General features: G+C 68.5%; 17 protein-coding genes. 13 read left to right on the forward strand and 4 right to left on the reverse strand.

The window, feature by feature from the left end; genetic code table 11:
* Window positions 1-4 precede the first annotated feature (4 nt).
* Together JYJ93_RS21560 and JYJ93_RS21565 are read right to left on the reverse strand one after the other, a co-directional pair.
* Window positions 5-1,288: a sensor histidine kinase gene (locus tag JYJ93_RS21560; protein WP_206794141.1), complete on the reverse strand. Its 1,284-nt coding sequence runs from the start codon at window positions 1,286-1,288 to the stop codon at window positions 5-7.
* Window positions 1,289-1,384: 96 nt separating this feature from the next.
* The gene (locus tag JYJ93_RS21565; RefSeq protein ID WP_206794143.1) at window positions 1,385-1,807 is read right to left on the reverse strand and encodes a hypothetical protein; all 423 of its coding nucleotides are present in this window, start codon (window positions 1,805-1,807) and stop codon (window positions 1,385-1,387) included.
* 101 nt (window positions 1,808-1,908) lie between these two features.
* Between JYJ93_RS21565 and JYJ93_RS21570 the strand changes: the two genes are divergently transcribed.
* The 9 genes from JYJ93_RS21570 (at window position 1,909) to JYJ93_RS21610 (ending at window position 6,947) form a co-directional block, all read left to right on the forward strand.
* On the forward strand, window positions 1,909-2,685 hold the full coding sequence (locus JYJ93_RS21570) for a HesA/MoeB/ThiF family protein (protein ID WP_206794145.1): 777 nt from the start codon (window positions 1,909-1,911) through the stop codon (window positions 2,683-2,685).
* Window positions 2,673-2,912, forward strand: coding sequence for a sulfurtransferase TusA family protein (locus JYJ93_RS21575; protein WP_206794147.1), 240 nt, complete (start codon window positions 2,673-2,675; stop codon window positions 2,910-2,912). Before JYJ93_RS21570 ends, JYJ93_RS21575 begins: the two co-directional genes overlap by 13 nt.
* A 4-nt stretch (window positions 2,913-2,916) precedes the next feature.
* Window positions 2,917-3,189, forward strand: coding sequence for a ubiquitin-like small modifier protein 1 (locus tag JYJ93_RS21580; RefSeq protein ID WP_206794149.1), 273 nt, complete (start codon window positions 2,917-2,919; stop codon window positions 3,187-3,189).
* A 10-nt stretch (window positions 3,190-3,199) separates the two neighbouring features.
* Window positions 3,200-3,832, forward strand: a complete 633-nt coding sequence (locus JYJ93_RS21585) for a ThiF family adenylyltransferase (protein WP_206794152.1) — start codon at window positions 3,200-3,202, stop codon at window positions 3,830-3,832.
* Window positions 3,796-4,275, forward strand: a complete 480-nt coding sequence (locus JYJ93_RS21590; RefSeq protein ID WP_206794154.1) for a M67 family metallopeptidase — start codon at window positions 3,796-3,798, stop codon at window positions 4,273-4,275. Before JYJ93_RS21585 ends, JYJ93_RS21590 begins: the two co-directional genes overlap by 37 nt.
* A 157-nt stretch (window positions 4,276-4,432) precedes the next feature.
* The gene (cysC, locus tag JYJ93_RS21595; RefSeq protein ID WP_206794155.1) at window positions 4,433-5,203 is read left to right on the forward strand and encodes an adenylyl-sulfate kinase; all 771 of its coding nucleotides are present in this window, start codon (window positions 4,433-4,435) and stop codon (window positions 5,201-5,203) included.
* An 89-nt stretch (window positions 5,204-5,292) separates the two neighbouring features.
* The gene (gene larE / locus JYJ93_RS21600; protein WP_206794164.1) at window positions 5,293-6,195 is read left to right on the forward strand and encodes an ATP-dependent sacrificial sulfur transferase LarE; all 903 of its coding nucleotides are present in this window, start codon (window positions 5,293-5,295) and stop codon (window positions 6,193-6,195) included.
* Window positions 6,192-6,719: a hypothetical protein gene (locus JYJ93_RS21605; RefSeq protein WP_206794166.1), complete on the forward strand. Its 528-nt coding sequence runs from the start codon at window positions 6,192-6,194 to the stop codon at window positions 6,717-6,719. The genes larE and JYJ93_RS21605 overlap by 4 nt, the downstream gene beginning before the upstream one ends.
* A gap of 63 nt (window positions 6,720-6,782) precedes the next feature.
* Window positions 6,783-6,947 carry a ribbon-helix-helix domain-containing protein gene (locus JYJ93_RS21610; RefSeq protein WP_120563010.1) on the forward strand — a complete coding sequence of 55 codons (165 nt, stop codon included), beginning with the start codon at window positions 6,783-6,785 and terminating at the stop codon, window positions 6,945-6,947.
* A 9-nt stretch (window positions 6,948-6,956) separates the two neighbouring features.
* On the opposite strand, the gene JYJ93_RS21615 is transcribed toward JYJ93_RS21610, so the two are convergent.
* Window positions 6,957-7,817 (reverse strand): tRNA pseudouridine(38-40) synthase TruA, encoded by an 861-nt coding sequence (locus JYJ93_RS21615; RefSeq protein WP_206794168.1) that lies wholly within the window; start codon window positions 7,815-7,817, stop codon window positions 6,957-6,959.
* A 43-nt stretch (window positions 7,818-7,860) separates the two neighbouring features.
* On the opposite strand from JYJ93_RS21615, the gene JYJ93_RS21620 reads away from it, so the two are divergent.
* The 3 genes from JYJ93_RS21620 to clpX all read left to right on the forward strand — a co-directional run bounded on the left by JYJ93_RS21620 (window position 7,861) and on the right by clpX (window position 10,961).
* Window positions 7,861-8,778, forward strand: a complete 918-nt coding sequence (locus JYJ93_RS21620) for an AgmX/PglI C-terminal domain-containing protein (protein WP_206794170.1) — start codon at window positions 7,861-7,863, stop codon at window positions 8,776-8,778.
* A 45-nt stretch (window positions 8,779-8,823) separates the two neighbouring features.
* Entirely contained in the window at window positions 8,824-9,459 is a 636-nt protein-coding gene (locus tag JYJ93_RS21625; protein WP_242543887.1) for a hypothetical protein, read from the forward strand.
* Window positions 9,460-9,683: 224 nt separating this feature from the next.
* On the forward strand, window positions 9,684-10,961 hold the full coding sequence (gene clpX / locus JYJ93_RS21630) for an ATP-dependent Clp protease ATP-binding subunit ClpX (protein WP_206794174.1): 1,278 nt from the start codon (window positions 9,684-9,686) through the stop codon (window positions 10,959-10,961).
* A gap of 87 nt (window positions 10,962-11,048) precedes the next feature.
* On the opposite strand, the gene JYJ93_RS21635 is transcribed toward clpX, so the two are convergent.
* A complete protein-coding gene (locus JYJ93_RS21635) occupies window positions 11,049-12,569 on the reverse strand; it encodes an Hsp70 family protein (RefSeq protein WP_206794176.1) in 1,521 nt (506 codons plus the stop codon).
* A 341-nt stretch (window positions 12,570-12,910) separates the two neighbouring features.
* Here JYJ93_RS21635 and JYJ93_RS21640 point away from each other — a divergent pair, with 341 nt between their 5' ends.
* Window positions 12,911-15,166 (forward strand): serine protein kinase PrkA, encoded by a 2,256-nt coding sequence (locus JYJ93_RS21640; protein ID WP_206794177.1) that lies wholly within the window; start codon window positions 12,911-12,913, stop codon window positions 15,164-15,166.
* The last annotated feature ends 132 nt before the right edge of the window (window positions 15,167-15,298 follow it).

Here is a 15,298-nt window from a genome sequence, read left to right on the forward strand (position 1 = left end):
CGTGTCAGGCGGAAAGACAGGGAAGGGAGAAGGCCACCTGGGCCCCGGCGCCGGGCGCCGAGTCCACCACGATGGAACCCCCGAGCTTCATGGCCCGCTCACGCATGTTGAGCAGGCCGTAGTGTCCGCGCGGCGTGCGGCCCGGGTCGAAGCCCTTGCCGTTGTCGCGGACCACCAGGTGCACGCCCTCCGGGCTGAAGTCCAGGCGCACCTGGACCTCCTTCGCCTCGGCGTGCTTCGCGGCGTTGGACAGACACTCCTGGAGGATGCGGAAGAGCGCCAACTGCGCGTCCGGGGGCAGCTTGCGCGCCAGGCCCGTGCGCTCGAAGCGGATGTCCTGCCCGGTGCGGTCGCGGAACGTCTTGACGTAGTCCTCCAGGCCCTGCGCCAGCTCGAAGTCGTCGCGCATCATCCGCAGGTTGCGGCGCAGCTCTTCAATCGACTCCTCCGCGGTGGCCTTCATCTCGCGGATCTCCGTGCGCAGCCCGTCCTCGCGCGCGAGGTTCAGGATGTACTCCGCCTGGATGATCATCGAGGACAGGGACGCGCCCAGGCCGTCATGGATTTCGCGCGCCAGCCGGTTGCGCTCCTCCACCACCGCCAATTCCTTCAGGTCGCCCTGCAGGGACACCACCTCGCGGTGCGCGGTGGCCTCGCGCTCGTTCAGGTACACGAGCACGTAGACGATGATGAAGTTGAGCCCCAGGTACCAGAGCAGCGTGAGTAGCTCCACGGCCGTCACGGAGCGGTTGAGGAGCAGGTCCAGGCGCGTGGTGATGGGCAGCGCCAGCAGCGGCGGCAGGATGGCCAACGGCTTGGGGAAGAGGATGGCGAAGAGCGTGGTGAAGAGCAGCTGCGTCGCCAGCAGCGGGCTCTGGAGGCCACCGCCCACCTGCGGCCGGGCGATGAGCACCACGGTGATGAGCAGGTCGAAGCACAGCGACAGGTACGTCACCCACCGGCCCGCCTTCGGGTGGTCGATGACGAGCAGGTTCGCGACGCTGTAGATGAGCATCGCGAAGTAGCCCAGGAAGGAGATGGGCCCGTTGAAGCCGAAGTAGCCGCTCCACGCGGGCACCGCGAGGATGAGCAGGCCCAACGTGAGGAACATCATCCGCGCGTAGAACAGCGCGCGGGCCCGGGCGACGAAGCGGTCCTGCTCCCAGGAGGCCGCGGCCTGCTCCGCGGACACGTTGTCCGTGAGGTTGCGGCGCTCCAGCACGGCGCGGACGCGGGCCTTCAGGTCATGGGCCGGGTGGTCGTCGCCGGGTCGGGGGTCGCTGTCCATTCGAGCGGCAGCTTACGGGACCTTGCCGGGGCGCGGAATTCCCGGCAAGCCGCCAGGTGGGCATCCTGGCGGGTGCGGAAGAGGGGGAAACGCGCGCTATTTGGGCGCGCCTTCGTCCACGCACGCCTTCTTGGCCTCGGGCTGGCGCTCCAGGACGAAATCCAGGCGGTCCTTCGTCTCGCCGGTGCGCTCGTCGAACAGGGGCGTGCCGCCCGCGTACATGGTGCCCTTCTGGCTGCCGTACTTGTCCAGGTTGTGGGACTTGAGCCAGCCGTCCACGCAGGCCTCCAGGGCCAGGCGGTCGCTGGCGCCCGAGTCGTAGCTCACGGAGCTCGCGTCCTTGGTGCCGGCCTCGGCGGTGGCGTCCGGGGCGGGAGCGGCCTCGCGGCCCGACTGGAGCTCCTCCTTGACGGTGCCGGTCTGCGTTGCGGCGTCGGGGCTCTCCCCGGTGTTCTTGTGGCAGCCGACAGCCAGGGACAGCAGGGTGGAAAACACGAGCGCGCCGGTCAGGTTTTTCATATGTCCTGGCTGGTGAGGGCCGCTTGTGACGGCGGCGGTTTGAAGACGAGACGTGGAGCCGCCGCACCATATTCGTTCGTTCCTCGCGGAGCACCAGCCCCATGCACGGTTCCCCGGATACCGACCATCACGCACGCATTCCCCACGCCACCCGCATCGAGCGCGCAAGGGTGCTGGTGGTGGGGGCGGGCGGCCTGGGCTGCCCGGCGTCGCTCGCGCTGGCGCAGGGCGGTGTGGGCCACCTGACGTTGGTGGATCCGGACCGGGTGGACGTGACGAACCTGCCCCGGCAGCTCTGGCACCGCACCCAGGACGTGGGCCGCTTCAAGGCGGAGTCCGCCGCCGCCGGCCTGCTGCGCGCCTTCCCCGGCCTGAGCGTGGAGGCCGTGCCGGAGCGGCTGGATGCCAACAACGCCGAAGCGCTCTTCCGCGAGCACGACCTGGTGGTGGACGCCACGGACGGCGTCGCGACCAAGTTCTTCCTGTCGGACGTGGCGGTGCTCACCGGCGTTCCGCTCGTGTACGGCGGCGTGCTGCGAATGAGCGGCCAGGCCCTGCGGATCGACCCCGGCGGCCCGTGCCTGCGCTGCCTCTACGAGGACGTGCCGCCCCCGGACGCGGTGCCCACCTGCGCGCAGGCGGGCGTGCTGGGCGCGATGGCGGGGCTCATCGGCGCGGTGCAGGCGCTGCTCGCGTTGGAGCTGCTGGCGGGCGCGGCCACGGGCCCCCGGGGACAGGCCACGCTGCACGTGCTCGACGGCGAGACGCTGGAGGGGCGCACCGTGAAGGTGACGCGCGCGCCGGACTGCCCGGGGTGCGCCATCCAGACGCTGCCCCCGTTCCCTTCGTCCCAGGAGGACACCGCATGCCCGACGTGACGGCGACGTTGGACATCACCCGCGAGGTGTGTCCGATGACCTACGTGCGCACCAAGCTGAAGCTGGAGTCGCTGCCCCCGGACACGCTGCTGGAGGTGCTGCTCAAGGGCGACGAGCCCCTGAAAAACGTGCCCCGCAGCGCGAAGGACGAGGGCCACGACGTGGTGTCGCTGGATCCACGCGGGGACGGCACGCACCGGTTGATCATCCGCAAGCGGGGGAGATGAGCGCATGGCCACGATTCGCATTCCGACGCCCATGAGGACGCTGACGGGCAACAAGTCCGAGGTCCAGGCCACCGGCGCCACCGTGGGCGAGGTGCTGCGCGACCTGGACGCGCGCTACCCCGGCATGGGCGCGCGTCTCTTCGACGACAAGGGCGCCGTGCGCCGGTACGTGAACGTCTTCCTCAACGACGAGGACGTGCGCGCGCTCAAGGCCCTGGACACGCCCGTGAAGGAAGCGGACCGCATCACCCTCATCCCCGCCATGGCGGGGGGCTGAAGGGGCCGGCATGGCGCTGCGCGAGGATCAGATTCTCCGCTACTCCCGGCAGATCCTCCTGCGGGACGTGGGCGGGCGCGGGCAGGAGGCGTTGCTTTCGGGCGGCGCGCGCGTGGACGGGCTGGGCGCTTCCGGCCTCACGGCCACCGCGTACCTGGCGGGCGGCGGCACCCCGGTGACGGGCGTGGGCTCATTGACGATGGGGCCCTGGTCGCCGGGGTTCCTCGCGTCCGCGCACGACGTGGGACAGCCCGTGGCGGAGGTGCTGGCGCGCGTGATTCCGGAGGTGAACCCGGACGCGGTGGGCACGCCCGGCGGCGGGCTGCTCGCGGAGCTGCCGGCGGCCTGGAGCGGAGAGGCCCCCTGGGTCGCGCTGGGCGGCGACGGCGCGCGCGGCGCGATGGTGTTCCGGGGCCAGGACGGGTGTGTCTGGTGCTTCGGTGAGACGGTGCGCCACCTGGGCACGCCGCCGGATGGGGCCATGGGCGTGGCCCTGGGCGCCCTGGGCGCGCTCGTGTTCCAGCGGCTGCGGCTGGGCCTGGGCCCGTCGCTGGGCGGCCGGTGGCTGAGCGCTCCGGGGGCGATGACGGACCTGGAGCCTCGCCGGTGCTCGCGCTGCGCCGCGGCGGAAGCGAAGCCCTGATCCCGCCGGAGGTCCTCGCCCGGATGATCCGCCACCTGGAGGCCGCGTGGCCCCAGGAGGGCTGCGGCGTGCTCCTCCGGAGCGGGGCGGGGGAGGGCGGCCCCTGGCGGGTCGTCCCGCTGCCCAACGTCTCCCCCACGCCACACATCGCCTACGCCTTCGCTCCGGAGGCGTGGCTCCAGGTGTGCCTGGAGGCGGACGCGCGACAGGAAGAGGTGGCCTGCGTCTTCCACTCGCACGTGGACGCGCCCGCCATGTTCTCCTTGGAGGACCGACGCCAGGCCGCTCCCTCGGGAATCCCACTGCTGCCTCAGGTGTCGTACGTGGTGGTCGCCATACGCGGAGGCCGTGCCGCCTCCGCCTCCCGGTCTGTTTGGCGTGCAGGAGATTTTCAGACTGTTCCGCTTGCATTGGCGGATTTCAGGTTTGAAAAACCCGTGTAAGGGCGGGAACTTGCCCTGCAGCCGACCCCACCTGCGGAAAGGTGGGTCCGAATTGTCAAGTCACTGGGTTTTCGTCTATAAAGCGGCGGTCTATTGGATCTGCCGCGTCCCACGCCGCGTGCAAGAAGCGCTCCGGACGCAGGGAGTTAGAACCCTTATGGCCACCAACACTGGATTCACCCTCTGGCTGACCGGCATGTCGGGAACCGGGAAGACCACCACGGCCGCCTACATCGCGGCCCGGCTCCGCCAGGTCGGACGCAACGTGGAGGTCCTCGACGAGGGCGAACTCCAGAACGACCTGTGGGCCGGCATCGGCGACACCAAGGATGAGCGCAACATGGTCGTGCGCCGTCTGGGCTTCGTCGCCAACCTCCTGGCGCGCAACGGCACGGCCGTGCTCGTCCCCTGCGTGAGCCCCTACAAGTCGAGCCGCGAGGAAGTGCGCCGCTCGGTGGGCAAGTACGTGGAGGTCTACGTGGACTGCCCCACGGAGAAGCTCATCGAGCGCGACACCACCGGCAAGTACAAGAAGGCGCTCAACGGGGAGATCCCCAACTTCATCGGCATCACGGAGCCGTACGAGCCGCCCACCTCCCCTGAGGTGACCATCTACTCCGACACGGAGTCGGTGGAGGACGGCGGGACGAAGATCTTCCAGGCGCTGCTGGACCTGGGCCTGATGTCCACGGACGAGCTGAAGACCATCACCGGCAAGAAGATGAAGGCCAACCCGCTGCCGCCGAAGAAGGCGCGCCGCGACGAAGAGGACCCGCCGGCCCGGGTCGCCGCCGTGAAGGCCGCCAAGGCCCCCAAGGCGGACAAGGGTTCCAAGGGCGCCAAGGCGCGTCCGGCCACCCGCGCCGCCCGCGTGGGCAAGCCGGCCCCGGCCGCGAAGAAGAAGGCCGCCAAGGGCAAGGCCCGGTAATTCCAACCGCCGTCCCGTCTGTCGAAGGGCTCCAGGTTGCCCGCGCGATGCGCGTGCAATCCGGGGCCCTTCCGTTTTAGGAGTCCCCCATGCTGAGCCCCGAGCGGATTGAAGCCCTCTGTGAAGCGTCCCGCCCCAAGCTGGAGGTGATGCGCGAAGCCCTGCGCGCCCACGGCAGCGCGCTGGTGGCGTTCTCCGGCGGCGTGGACTCCACCTTCGTCCTCGCCATCGCGGCGGAGGTGCTGGGCGAGCGCGCCCTGGCACTCACCGCGCTGTCCGCCTCCGTCGCCCCGGAGGAGGAGCGCGAGGCCCGTGAGCTGGCGGACCGCCTGGGCGCCCGGCACGTCGTCGTCTCCAGCAACGAGCTGGCGAACCCCAACTACGCCGCCAACCCCACCAACCGCTGCTACTTCTGCAAGACGGAGCTGTACGACCTCTGCGAGGCGAAGCGCGCGGAGCTGGGCCTCGCCGTGGTGCTGGACGGCTTCAACGCGGACGACTTCAAGGATCACCGCCCCGGCCACAAGGCCGCGAAGGAGCACCAGGTGAGCTCCCCCCTGGCCCAGGCGGGGCTCACCAAGGATGAGATCCGCGCGTGGAGCCGCAAGCTGGGGCTGCCCACCTGGGACAAGCCGCAGATGGCGTGCCTGGCGTCGCGCATCCCCTACGGCACGTCCGTGACGCGCGACCGGCTCCTGCAGATCGCCGCCGCGGAGTCGGAGCTGCGCGCGCTGGACTTCAAGCAGTTCCGGGTGCGCTACCACCAGGATGTGGCGCGCATCGAGCTGGCCAGCGAGGAGTACCCGCGCTTCTTCGAGGCCGGCATCCGCGAGCGGATCAACGGCGCCTTCAAGTCCCTGGGCTTCAAGTTCGTGGCCCTGGACCTGGAGCCCTTCCGCTCCGGCCGCCTCAACGAGGCCGCCGGCATCGCCCCCGCGGCCGGGGCAGGGCAGGGGAAGTCCGAGGGCTTCAAGCTCCCGGTGGTGGGGTGAAGGGGTTCCTGATCCCGCTCACCCTGGCCGTGGCCACCCCCGCCGCGGCCGTGGAGTACCTGGATGACAGCCCCTATGCGCGCCAACGCTCGCTGATCCTCACGGTGGGGCCCGGGGCCACGTACTCCGAACGGATCAGCGGGGACGCGGCCGTGTCCGGACTCGCCGGGCAGCTGGACCTGGGGGCCGCGATCACCGTGGGTTACGAGGGGGACGAGGTGTTCCTCCTCGCGCGCGGCAGCACCGGCCGCCCGGGAGAGGAGCTGGCGCTGATCACCGGCTACCGCAGCCTCTTCGGATCCGAGTCGTGGCGGACCTTCTTTGATCTCGGCGTTTCCGTGCGTCCGATTTCTGGGCCGTGGCTGGGGCCTCGCATAGGGTTCGGCGCCAGACACACCCTCTCGGATCATTTCGCGCTGTACGGCGGGCTCGGCTTCACGTTCGGGTTCGGCTCCGGACTGCGCGCGGACACCGAGCTCTTCACCGGGTTGCAGTGGATCATCCCGGTGGGTTCGGCCTCGTAGGTTGTTTTCTTGAGGTTGTCCGACATTGTGAGAGGGTGTGTGCATCTGTCGGAGGCCACGCACTTGGACATGAATCCCCGCCTCACCTCGGTCGTGTTTCGTCTCAACCGTGAGAAGTTGGATGCCCTGAAGGAGCTGTCGCGCTCCACGCGCATCCGTCAGAGCGAGTACCTCCGGGAGGCCATCTCGGATCTGCTGGCGAAGTACGAAGCGCGCTTCGTGGACTGAGGCGCCACGTCAGCCCGGCGGCGCTCCCGTGAAGGGTGGCGCGTCGGGCAGACCGGGCGGGTGGAGGCGCTCGCCGGGCCCGAAAGGGTCCACTGCGGAAGGATAGCAGACCTCCCACAATACCAGCCCATGCGCCGGGGCCTTGAAGCCGGCCAGGGCGGTCCCCGAATCCAGCGCCGCGTGCCACTGCTCCTCGGACAGGAGCCCCGCGGCCACCTTCAGCGCGCTGCCCACCAGGTACCGCACCTGGTAGCGCGCGAAGCCATCTCCCAAGAGCCGTGCCTCGAAGAGCCCTCCGCCCAGCTCCCGCAGGGTGGCGGACTGCAACGTGCGCGGCTTCTGGGGACTGGAGCGCTCGTGGAACGCGGTGAAGTTCCGCGTCCCCACGGCGCGGGAGAGCAGCGCCTCCAGCTTCTCCGGCACCACTCGGTGGCCCGCCTGGAGGGTTTCGTCCGCCGCCACGTCCAGCGCGTACGGCCGCCAGGCCTCCGGGGGCGGAGCGCCCAGCGTCAGGTGGTAGCGGTACTCCTTGCCGCTCGCGCTCCACTGGGCGTGAAAAGCCCCCGGCGGCCGCTTCGCGATGCACAGCCCCACGTCCGGGGACAGGTGCCTGGCGAGCCGTTCGGGCAGCGAGTCCAGGGGCACATCCTCATTGAGGCGCAGGCTGATGACCTGCATCCGAGCGTGCACGCCCCGGTCGGTGCGCCCGGACGGCATCACCGTGGCCGGTGAGCCTGCCTGCTCCAGGGCGTCCTCGAGCGCGTCCTGGACGGTGGGACCTTCCACCTGGCGCTGGAAGCCGCGGAAGTTTCCACCGCGATACCAAGTCCACAGTACGGCGGGAATTCGTCTGGGGGAGGACCTGGCCACGGCGTTGCGGTGTCGACGGGAGAAACACGATACTCCCGCGCGAATGCTGGCCGCTCAAGAACTCGCGATGGACAGTGATGGGCAGTGGCTTTTCCGACAGGGCGACCTGGTGCTGGGGCCCATCACCGCGTCCCAGGTGGTGGAGAAGCTCTACACGGGGGAGTTGACCCCTGACAGCCCGGTGGCCCCGGCCGGTGAGCGGGAGTTCCGCAACCTCCGGGACACCGCCGCCTTCCAGGTGCATATCGCGCGCTTCGAGGCGCAGGGCCGCGTCGCCCAGACGATGCTCGTGGAGCAGGCCCGCAACCAGAAGCGGGTGAAGGTGCTGGCCGGCGTCGCCGCGGGCGTGGCGCTCCTGTTGGGCGTCACCGGCTGGTACCTGGCGCGCAACGCCGCCGTGTACGGCCTGTTCGGCGCCTCCGAGGAGGGCGACGGCATCACCATGGACCCGCCCACCATCCGCCTGGCCCAGGCGCGCGGGGACGACGAGGACCTCTTCGCGTACCCCACCAACGACCCGCGCCGCCCGGATCGCCCCGCGGGGCAGGGCAGTGGTGGCGCCAAGACAGGTGGCAGCGGCGCGGTGGCCACCGCCGCCGTCGCGGGCAACCGGCCGCCGCCCCGCACGGGCAGCGTCTCCACGGATCCGGACGGCCTGGAGATGGCCCAGCAGTTCGACCAGGGCGCCATCAACCGCGTCGTCGCGGGCAACCAGTCCAAGCTCTTCCGCTGCTTCAAGGAAGAGGCCGAGCGCACGCCCGGCCTGGCCGCGAAGATCCCCATGGAGTTCGTCATCGGGAACGACGGCCGCGTGAACAAGCTCTGGGTGGACAACCCCCAGTTCAAGCAGGGCCCGCTTTACGAGTGCCTGTTCTCGGAGCTGAAGAAGTGGCCCTTCAAGGCCTACGAGGGCGAGCGCGCCACCGTGGGGCTTTCGTTCAATATCGGCAAGCGGGGGTAGGGCGACTTTCTTGCCCACACTCCGGACGTGCCCGATACAACAGGCATGTCCGCCTCTGTCGCCGAAGTCGAAATCGCCAAGAAGGCCATGAGTGTCCCCCCGGGGACGTTCCGCCACACCGTCCTGCTCGCCGCCAAGCGCTTCAAGTCCACCTGGGCGGAGCTGGGCAAGCTGCTCGTCCAGGTCCGGGACGAAGCCAAGTACGAGGAGTGGGGCCACGCCTCCTTCGAGGCCTACTGCCTCAAGGAGCTGCACATCAAGAAGCAGACGGCGCTCAAGCTCACGCGCTCGTTCAGCTTCCTGGCCAAGCACGAGGACCCGGAGGAGCTCCAGCAGCAGGAGTTCCCGGAGAAGGCCCCCGCCTTCGAGGTGGTGGAAGTCCTGGCCGACGCCGAGGAGCGGGGTCAGCTCTCCCCCACGGAGTACAAGTCGCTGCGCGACAGCATCTGGAGCCCGGAGAAGTCCCCCACGGAGCTCAAGAAGGAGTTCGCCGAGCGCTTCCCCCGGCCCCCGCCGGAGCCGCCCCCGGAGAGCCTCCAGGTGCGGAAACTGGCGCAGCTGGCGCGAAAGCTCGCCTCCGAGCTGGCGGGAAGCCGTCGAGTCCCCAACGCTGTCGCTGAGCGGGCGGCCGCCCTGGCGGACGATGTCGAAGAACTCGCGTCGAGCGTGACGGACGCCTGAGTCGCTGTTATCCAAGGTCGACCCGTTGACCTGGGCTGAACGCTCCCAGGAAAGGGCGCTTCCACCGGGCTTCCTGCCCGACGGGGAGGGCCCTATAGTGGGTTCAGGGCCTGTAGCAGGTGGGCCTGGAGCCGTCGTAAAGACGTGGGCGGCTTCGCGGGTGTTGGAGTGCGGTGGTCGGCGGAGAAGGTCCCGAACCGGGACCGGCGAACTCGGAGGCGGCAGTGAAGAAGGAGCACCACGTCAACCTGTCCTGCTCGTTCTGCGGCAAGTCGCAGCGCGAGGTCCGGAAGCTCATCGCCGGACCCACGGTCTACATCTGCGACGAGTGCATCAAGCTGTGTAACGACATCATCGCGGACGAGAACGAACGCGAGGAGGGCAAGCCGCAGGTCAGTCTGCCCACGCCGCTGGAGATCAAGGCGTTCCTCGACGACTACGTCATCGGTCAGGACCAGGCGAAGAAGGTCCTCTCCGTCGCGGTGTACAACCACTACAAGCGCATCTATCAGAAGAAGCCGGCCTCCCGGCCGCGCCCCGGGGTGAAGGCCCCGGGCGGCGAAGACGTGGAGCTGCAGAAGAGCAACATCCTGCTCATCGGCCCCACGGGCTCGGGCAAGACGCTGCTCGCGCAGTCCCTGGCGCGCTTCCTCAACGTCCCCTTCACCATCGCGGACGCCACCAGCCTCACCGAGGCCGGCTACGTGGGTGAGGACGTCGAGAACATCATCCAGAACCTCCTCCACAACGCCGACTACGACGTGGAGAAGGCCGCGCGCGGCATCGTCTACATCGACGAGATCGACAAGATCGCGCGCAAGGGTGACATGCCCAGCGCCACCCGCGACGTGGGCGGCGAGGGCGTGCAGCAGGCCCTGCTGAAGATCATCGAAGGCACCCGCGCCAACGTCACCCCGCGCGGTGGCAAGAAGTACAACCAGCAGGAGTACGTCCAGGTCGACACGACGAACATCCTCTTCATCTGCGGCGGTGCCTTCCACGGCATCGACGGCGTGATCAAGCGCCGCGTGGGTGAGAAGGGCCTGGGCTTCGGCGCGAAGATCACCCACAAGGAAGAGCGCAGCGTGGGTGAGCTGCTGGCCATGACGGAGCCGGAAGACCTGATGAAGTTCGGGATGATTCCGGAGTTCATCGGCCGTCTGCCGATGATCGCGACGCTCAACGACCTGAAGGAGGATGACCTCGTCACCATCCTCACGATCCCGAAGAACGCCCTGGTGAAGCAGTACCAGAAGATGTTCGAGATCGAGAAGGTGAAGCTCACCTTCACCAAGGAAGCGCTGCGCGCCATCGCCCGCGAGGCGATGCGCCGTCACTCCGGAGCGCGCGGCCTGCGCGCCATCATGGAGGACGCCATGCTGGAGATCATGTACGACGTGCCGTTCCGCGAGGGCGTCAAGGAGTGCAAGATCACCGAGCAGGTGATCACCAAGCACGAGCCTCCGCAGATCGTCATGGAGAAGGAAAAGAAGACCGCCTGAGGTTTCCCTCGGCGGTCGTTGTACCCACCCGGCGCCCCTCGCCTCTCAGCAGGCAGGGGCGCCGTGGTGTTTCTGGCGCCAGGTGCTTCAGCTCTGCGTGACGCGCACCGTGGTCTTCATCTCGCGGCCGGTGGCGGGGTCCTTCGCGCGCATGGTGAGGATGCCCTCCACGCTCACGTCGAAGATGATCTCCACGTTCACCGTGCCGGCCTTGGCGGGCATGATCCCGGAGAAGGTGAACTCGCCCAGCAGATCGTTGCGCGCCACCGTGTCGTGGTCGCCCTGGTAGATGCGCATCGCCAGTTCGGTCTGATTGTCGATGCTCGTCGTGGCCAGCAGCTGCTTGGCGTTGGGGATGGACGCGTTGCGCGGGAAGACGACGTGGAAGCCGCCGTCGCCGCGCTCCAGGCCAATGGCCATGGGGATCACGTCCAAGAGCTGGATGCGCAGGTTGGTGTTGTCCTCCAGCGAGTGCGCGTAGAGCGCCGCGCCAATGGCCACCGCCTCGTCCGGGTGCACGCCCTTGCTGGGCGGCTTGCCGAAGAACTTGGTGAGCCGGTCCTGCACGACGGGCATGCGCGTCTGGCCGCCCACCAGCATGACCTCGTCGATGTCCTTGGTGGACAGGCCCGAGTCCACCAGCACGCGCGCGACCATCTGGAGGGTGCGGTCCACCAGCTGGTTCGTCAGCTGCTCCAGCATCTTGCGCGTGAACTTCATCTCGATGTTCAGCGGCTGGCCCTGCGCCGTCATCGTGATGAAGGGGATGTTGAAGGGCACCTCCTCGCGCGCGGACAGGTCGATCTTCGTGCGCTCGGCCAGGTCCTTGATGCGCTGCATGGCCACCGGGTCCGTGGCCAGGTCGATGCCCGTCTTGGCCGCGAAGTCCTTGAGGACGTGGTGGATGATGGCGTTGTCGAAGTCGATGCCGCCCAGGAACACGTCGCCGCCGGTGGCCTTCACCTCGAAGACGCGGTCGCGGATCTCGATGATGGAGACGTCGAAGGTGCCGCCGCCCAGGTCGTAGATGACGACCTTCTCCTTGAGCGTCTTGCCCACGCCGTAGGCGAGCGCCGCCGCGGTGGGCTCGTTGATGATGCGCACGACCTCCAGGTCGATCAGCTTGCCGGCGTCCTTCACGGACTGGCGCTGCCGGTCGTTGAAGTACGCGGGCACCGTCACCACCGCGCGCTTGATGGGCGTCTTCAGGTAGTTGGAGGCGACGTCGCGGATCTTCCCCAGGATCTTCGCGCTGATCTCCTGGAGGGAGAACTCCTTCTTGCCAACGTCCAGGGTGACGTCGTTCTTGGCGCCGGCGCGCATGTTGTACGCGACGGCCTTCTTCATCGTGCCGACGACGTCACTGCTGTAGTTCACCCCGACCAGGCGCTTGGAGCCGTAGACGGTGTTGCGCGGGTTGAGCTGCCACTGGCGCTTCGCCTCGAACCCGATGAGCTCGTTGCCCTTGTCGTCGATGGCGAAGATGGAGGGGATGGTGTACTCGCCGCCCTTGTAGGGGATGAGCTTGACGTTCCCGCTTTCCTCGACGATCGCCGCGCACGAGTTCGTCGTGCCGAGGTCGATGCCGATGATGGGCTCCTTGTGCATCGCGTGTGGGCTCCGGGTGAGGCGCTGCGGCTGGATGGGGTGTGGCTTCCCGGGACCGTATCTCACCCGTCCCGGGTGCGCGAATCGCGAACCATCCGTCATCCGACGGACGCCATCAAACTTCCAGCGCGCCTGGACCTTCCCCCGGGGCCGCCCGCCTGGCCGGGTGGGACACGGCCGGCGTCCAAGCGCGCGGCCCCGAACACACCGCCCGCCAGGGCAGGGCGGGTCGCTTTACATCCCAAGGACCGGGAACGAAGGTCAGCCCCGGGGGTTCACATGCGACGGCGAGGCGCCGTGGCTACATCCGAGAGACCACCCATCCACAGAGGGGAGCCGCCGTGGAAGCGAAGGGCTATCTGCAGGAGGTGGGCGCACAGGTCAGCGCCGACTTCGTCAAGAACCGCTCCATCCTGTCCTTCGAGGAGTACCTGTCGCTCTTCTTCACGGACCCGAAGGGGCAGGCACGCAACGCGGCGCAGTACCTGCGGGACGTGATGGACCACTACGGCACGGAGCTGGTGCCGCACCCCACCGGCACCATCCGGCGCTTCAAGGTCTTCGACGTCCCGTCCGCCGAACATGACGGCCGCGTCGCCGGGCAGGAGGAGGTGCAGAACGCCCTCTATCGCATCCTGGGCAACTTCGTGCGCGCCGGCCGCATCAACAAGCTCATCATGCTGCACGGCCCCAACGGCAGCGCGAAGTCCAGCCTGGTCAACGCGCTGAAGCAGGGCATGGAGGACTACTCCCGCCAGCCGCAGGGGGCCCTCTACCGCATCGCGTGGGTCTTCCCGTCAGAGAAGCTGATCAAGGGCTCCATCGGCTTCGGCGAGCGCGCGGGCGCGAAGACCGCCGAAGGCGAGCTCACCACGTACGCCCACCTGGACGCGGAGTCCCTGGACCTGCGCATGCCCTGTGAGCTGCGCGACCATCCGCTGTTCGCGGTGCCTCCGGCGGAGCGCAAGGCCCTCCTGGAAGGGGCGCTCAAGAAGAAGGGCCTGGGCAACGGCGACGGGGCGACGGGGGACTTCCTGTTGTCCGACTACGTGCGCGAAGGCGAGCTGTGCGCCAAGTGCCGCCGCATCTATACGGCCCTGCTCAACGCCTACGGCGGGGACTACCTGAAGGTCCTGCGCCACGTGCAGGTGGAGCGCTTCTACGTGTCGCGCCGCTACCAGGTGGGCACGGTGACGGTGGAGCCGCAGATGAGCGTGGACGCCGCCGCGCAGCAGATTTCAGCGGACCGCACCCAGCTCAACATGCCCGCCGCGCTGCACACCACGGTGCTCTTCGAGCCGCACGGCCCGCTGGTGCACGCCAACCGCGGCCTCATCGAATACGCGGACCTGCTCAAGCGCCCGCTGGAGGCCTTCAAGTACCTGCTGGGCTTCAGTGAGACGGGTGAGGTGCCCCTGGAGCCCTTCGTGCTCCAGCTGGACGAGGTGCTCATCGCGTCCTCCAACGAGAAGCACCTGGGGGCCTTCAAGGAGCTGCCGGACTTCGCGTCGTTCAAGGGCCGCATCGAGCTGGTGCGCGTGCCGTACCTGCGCCGCTACAAGGTCGAGCAGGAGATCTACGACGCGCAGATCACCGCGACGTCCGTGGGCAAGCACGTGGCGCCGCACGCGACGGAGGTGGCCGCGATGTGGGCGGTGCTCACGCGCCTGAAGAAGCCCATCCCGGACCGCTACCCGGCCAACGTGAAGCCGCTGGTGGATCAGGTGGCCCCGGTGGAGAAGCTGCACCTGTACCAGGAGGCGGGCGTGCCCGCGCGGCTGTCCTCCGCGAACACCAAGGAGCTGATCAAGCTGCGCGAGGAGATGTACGAGGAGTCCGACGCGTACCCCAACTACGAGGGCCGCTCCGGCGCGAGCGCGCGGGAGATAAAAACCGCCCTCTTCAACGCCGCGCAGAACCCCGACTACAAGTGCCTCCACGCGCTGGCGGTGCTGGAGGAGCTGCACGCGCTCTGCAAGGACAAGAGCGTCTACGAGTTCCTCCTCCAGGAGGTGATGGACGGCTACCACGACCACGAGACCTTCGTGCGCGTGGTGGAGGGCGAGTACCTGGACCGCGTGGATTCAGAGGTGCGCGACTCCATGGGCCTGGTGTCGGAAGGGCAGTACCGCGAGCTGGTGGAGCGCTACATCCAGAGCGTCAGCCACTGGGTGCGCGGGGAGAAGATGCGCAACCGCATCACGGGTGAGTCGGAGAAGCCGGACGAGGCGCGCATGGCGGAGGTGGAGGCCATCGTGATGCCACAGGGGGAGGCACCTCCGGACTTCCGCCGCGGGCTGATCGCCAGCATTGGCGCGCACCGGCTGGACAACCCGGACGGCGCCATGGACTACCCGCGCATCTTCCCGGACATGTTCAAGCGCCTGCGCGACCACTACTTCGAGGAGCGCAAGCGCGTGCTGCGCAAGAACAAGGAGAACGTCCTCAAGTACCTCTCCGAGGACCGCAACCAGCTCTCCGCGCGCGAGCAGACCCAGGTGCAGGACACGCTCAAGACGATGGCGGAGCGCTACGGCTACTGCGAGTTCTGCGCGAAGGACGCCATCCTGTTCCTGATGCGCCAGCGCTACACCTGACGGGCGGGGGAGGGCAGGCATCCGATAAGCCGATGCCTGCTCGCCTGCTTTTCAATCCGGGCCGGGGCTCGGGATGATGGGACCTCACACCGAGTTAGCGCGTGTGTCGTCGTCTTTCGTCCCCCCTCCTTG

Source organism: Corallococcus sp. NCSPR001 (assembly GCF_017309135.1).
GTDB lineage: Bacteria > Myxococcota > Myxococcia > Myxococcales > Myxococcaceae > Corallococcus.

Bases quoted from the DNA above. Each gene is read 5' to 3' on its own strand.
- JYJ93_RS21560 (WP_206794141.1), bottom strand. From the start codon at position 1,288: ATGGACAGCGACCCCCGACCCGGCGACGACCACCCGGCCCATGACCTG.
- JYJ93_RS21625 (WP_242543887.1), top strand. From the start codon at position 8,824: ATGTCCGCCTCTGTCGCCGAAGTCGAAATCGCCAAGAAGGCCATGAGT.
- JYJ93_RS21570 (WP_206794145.1), top strand. From the start codon at position 1,909: ATGCACGGTTCCCCGGATACCGACCATCACGCACGCATTCCCCACGCC.
- JYJ93_RS21580 (WP_206794149.1), top strand. From the start codon at position 2,917: ATGGCCACGATTCGCATTCCGACGCCCATGAGGACGCTGACGGGCAAC.
- JYJ93_RS21635 (WP_206794176.1), bottom strand. From the start codon at position 12,569: ATGCACAAGGAGCCCATCATCGGCATCGACCTCGGCACGACGAACTCG.
- cysC (WP_206794155.1), top strand. From the start codon at position 4,433: ATGGCCACCAACACTGGATTCACCCTCTGGCTGACCGGCATGTCGGGA.
- JYJ93_RS21620 (WP_206794170.1), top strand. From the start codon at position 7,861: ATGCTGGCCGCTCAAGAACTCGCGATGGACAGTGATGGGCAGTGGCTT.
- JYJ93_RS21575 (WP_206794147.1), top strand. From the start codon at position 2,673: ATGCCCGACGTGACGGCGACGTTGGACATCACCCGCGAGGTGTGTCCG.
- JYJ93_RS21585 (WP_206794152.1), top strand. From the start codon at position 3,200: ATGGCGCTGCGCGAGGATCAGATTCTCCGCTACTCCCGGCAGATCCTC.
- larE (WP_206794164.1), top strand. From the start codon at position 5,293: ATGCTGAGCCCCGAGCGGATTGAAGCCCTCTGTGAAGCGTCCCGCCCC.
- JYJ93_RS21565 (WP_206794143.1), bottom strand. From the start codon at position 1,807: ATGAAAAACCTGACCGGCGCGCTCGTGTTTTCCACCCTGCTGTCCCTG.